Origin of the sequence: Nostoc sp. NMS9 (assembly GCF_017114995.1) — a bacterium.
Taxonomy (GTDB): Bacteria; Cyanobacteriota; Cyanobacteriia; order Cyanobacteriales; family Nostocaceae; genus Nostoc.
In genome coordinates, this window is the sequence record NZ_JABXKL010000056.1 from 1 (window position 1) to 3,652 (window position 3,652).

General features: G+C 43.8%; 2 protein-coding genes and 1 pseudogene. 2 read left to right on the top strand and 1 reads right to left on the bottom strand.

Going from position 1 to position 3,652, the window contains the following annotated elements; all coding sequences use genetic code 11:
* The first annotated feature begins 144 nt into the window (after positions 1-144).
* Positions 145-2,694 (top strand): sigma 54-interacting transcriptional regulator, encoded by a 2,550-nt coding sequence (locus tag HWQ40_RS17075; protein ID WP_292779796.1) that lies wholly within the window; start codon positions 145-147, stop codon positions 2,692-2,694.
* Between the two features lie 141 nt (positions 2,695-2,835).
* Complete coding sequence (locus HWQ40_RS17080; protein WP_292779798.1) at positions 2,836-3,174, top strand: hypothetical protein; 339 nt, start codon at positions 2,836-2,838, stop codon at positions 3,172-3,174.
* Positions 3,175-3,340: 166 nt separating this feature from the next.
* On the opposite strand, the pseudogene HWQ40_RS17085 reads toward HWQ40_RS17080, so the two are convergent.
* Positions 3,341-3,601, bottom strand: a pseudogene (locus tag HWQ40_RS17085) (DUF4351 domain-containing protein); the annotation flags it as partial.
* Positions 3,602-3,652 lie beyond the last annotated feature (51 nt).

Sequence of the window (3,652 nt, forward strand, 5' to 3'; positions counted from 1 at the left end):
TTTACGCTTTTGCTCACTTTTATCTAACTTCTGAAAAAATGGGCGAACCGGGAGTATTAATACACAACAACTGAATATAGATATTTTGATATACCCTTTCAGGGATAATTCTTGTTATACAGCAGCCTACAGGGAGAACTTAATATGACATCTCCAGAAACGGTTATATGGCTACAAGAACGTACCTCTTTAGGAATTCTCTCACCTGAAGTATTAAATGCGATCGCTCAAGTAATTGAAGAACAAGTAGTGAGTGCCGAAACTGACTTAGTTAGTGAAGGCAATTCTCCAGAAGCCCTTTATATTCTCGTAGAAGGTCAACTAGAAAGCAATAGCACCAATCAAAGCAACCCAGCTTTAGCTTGTGGATTTCTCCCCGGTGCAGTGATTGAACTCAAAGAATTGCTGTTGGAAGAATTAACTCCATTCACAATTACTACAGTAACCGAATGTCACTTGTGGGTTGTGCCTGCTGCTAAATTTCGGGAATTAACCACTCAATACCCCGAAATTGCTCAGGCTTTTTCCCGTCAATTGGCTCAAGAATTAGCTCAGGTAACATCTGCACTTGGCTATGAACAAGAACGTTCTATTGCCTTGCGCCCATATTTAGTTACCAAAGCGCAACGGGGAATTGTCGGTACAAGTCGCTATGCTGTGCGGCTGCGGGAGCAAATTCGAGAAGCGGCTGCTGACCGCGAATCAGTGGATATTTTCGGAGAACCAGGGTTAGAAAAAGACAATATAGCAGCTCTGATCCACTTTGGTTCTCCCAAAAGGCGAGAACCAATTATTAAAGTAAATTGTGGTATTCTCCAAACTAGCGGTGCAGATTTATTTGGTCGTGCTGGCGGCAAACCAGGACTGTTGGAATGGTTGGGGGAAGGTACTCTAGTTCTCAACAACATCCAAGAATTGCCCGAAGAATTATTGCCTCCGGTGACGCAGTTGCTCAAAACTGGTACATATACACCCGTCAGTCGTTCTGGAGATTCAGCCGCCCAACCTCGTCCCAGTAAAGCCAGAATTCTGATTGTTTCAGAAAAAACTCAGTCGACAATTGAACGCTGTATTGGTCACATTATCAAAGTACCACCGCTACGGGTGCGGAAAGCTGATATTCAGACACAAGTCGAATATTATACCAGTCTTTATACTCGCTCTAGAGGCATTTCTAAACCGCACATTACCCCAGAAGCTTTGCGTCGCCTCCAGTCTTATGATTTTCCTGGCAACCTCAGGGAATTGAAAAATCTGGTAGAAAGAGCGATCGTGCAAGCTGAGGGTGCAAATGAATTAACAGAAGAAATTTTCTGGCCAGCCGAAACTAAGAAAAAACGATTTCGGGTGAATCTGTTAAATGCCTATCCTGCTTTACGGCGGTTTTTACGTAGTCCTTGGTGGCCCGATCGCATTAATTATGGTTTTACTGCAACGGCTTTTGCAATTATTGTTGCAATATTATTTATTGGACCGCAAACCCGCGATCGCAATTTCGTCCTAAATCTATTTTGGGCTTGGTGGTGGCCTTTCTTCTTATTTCTCTTTCCCTTTTTGGGACGTATCTGGTGTTCTGTTTGTCCCTTCATGATTTACGGGGAAATTACCCAAAAGCTCTCTTTATGGCTGTGGCCTCGAAAACTCAAGCGCTGGCCGAGAGAACAAGCTGAGAAATGGGGCGGATGGTTCATGTTTGGCTTATTTACCCTAATTTTCTTATGGGAAGAACTTTGGCATTTAGAAAATACTGCCTACCTCAGCGCTTGTTTGCTGCTATTAATTACTGCTGGGGCGATGATTTTCTCGGCTCTTTTTGAGCGGCGGTTTTGGTGTCGCTATCTCTGTCCCATCGGCGGGATGAATGGTTTATTTGCCAAACTCTCAATGACGGAACTCCGGGCACAGCAAGGGATATGTTCTGCCAGTTGCACCACGTATCAATGTTATAAAGGTGGGCCGCAAAAAGGCGAAGGGCTGGAAACCAATGGATGTCCCTTATACTCACACCCAGCGCAGTTAGAAGATAACCGAGATTGCGTACTGTGCATGACTTGCCTCAAAGCCTGTCCCCATCGTTCCGTTGAGTTCAACTTGCGTCCCCCTGGTATTGAACTGTGGACAACTCATGTACCCCGCAGCTATGAAGTAGCATTATTGTTTTTGCTGTTGGGTGGTATATATCTACACCGCTTACCAGAGTTGCAATCTTGGTTAGGGCTGCAACTGGATTTAACTGAGTTTTGGCAGCACTTGGGATTATCGCTGCTAGTATTAATTATTCCAGCAGCTCTTACCTTGGGGGCTTATGGCTTGATCCAAGTGTTCAATTTTAACCGTAAACCTCGATCGTTTGTAGAACTCGCCTACGGCTACCTACCATTGGTATTGGGAGGCAACTTGGCTCACTATCTACGTTTGGGCTTAAGCGAAGGCGGTCGGATTTTACCTGTTACCTTTGCGACTCTTGGTTTGAGTGGTGAACAATTGCCAATATTGGTTGCTCACCCGGCTGTGATTGCCTTTTTGCAAGGTACAACGATAATTTTTTCCGTGTTACTAACTATTTTGTTAACGCAAAAAATTGCCAAGCAATCAGTGGGTACACCAAAGGGGTTAGCGAAGCTATCACTGCTTTGGCAACACTTAGCAGCGATCGCTTTGGGAGTTAGTATGTGGGCAATTATCGTCTTTTAAGCTTCACATCTTCCACCAGGCGGTTTCTAATCGCCTGGGCCAGGTGGAAAATGTGAGTTAAGAACATTCTTCCCTACGAACGTGATAGAAAATACTTGTATGATTTATGATTTTTGACTCATAGTATAAGGATTACAGATAATGCACGTTCTCAAAAGATCCATCAAACCAGCAACTTATATATCATTCCTTCACATTTACCAAACGACTTGGGGGACTGCTGGTGATATTTGTTTAATCCGTGAATCTGTAGCTAATGATAGTACAGCGAAGTTTATCGGGCACAAAATCCAACTAGTAGTTCCAAGAGGGCTGGAGCGCGATCGCATTGCCAACTGTCCGATAATTAAAGTTGCAGGTAATGTCGGCGACGGACATCCCAAAGAACACCCGTTGGAATGGGAGGCTTATGAGGGTGTAAATGAAGAAATAGCTTTAGCAGCTTTGAAACCTTGGGGCTTCAAGTTAATTGAGCTTTAATGTGGCAATCTGACAAGCTCAACTCGCTTTCGTTCTTCTGAAACTATTTTTTCCCCTAGCGCCATCAGACATTGGCTCAAATGGAAAAATTCATCTAATAGACATAGGAGGGAAATTAATTATGCGTTGCCCGAAATCCTTGGTAGGCATAATTCATAAATTGTATCTACGTCATTTTCACTCCTATGTCTAATGTACCAAACCAGGTTTCTAAATCCGCGTAGTTTACCGCCGTAGGCATCGCCTGAAAATCCAACAATGCTTCACCGAGATTTTCTAATTGTTCTAAAGAGAGAGTTTCAATCCGGTCTAGCAACTCTTGGGGTAATTCTCCCACCCGTCGAGTAAGCAGACGGAGAATGAGCGCTCGTTCTCGTTGTTCGCCGCGTTGTTCCCTTTCTCCAAGAATTTCTTGATAAATCACTGATATCATGTCCGGCTAATTAGTTATAATTCCCTTTCTCTATGCAGAAAGCCC

Coding starts and splice junctions, on each gene's coding strand:
- HWQ40_RS17075 (WP_292779796.1), top strand. CDS start 145: ATGACATCTCCAGAAACGGTTATATGGCTACAAGAACGTACCTCTTTA.
- HWQ40_RS17080 (WP_292779798.1), top strand. CDS start 2,836: ATGCACGTTCTCAAAAGATCCATCAAACCAGCAACTTATATATCATTC.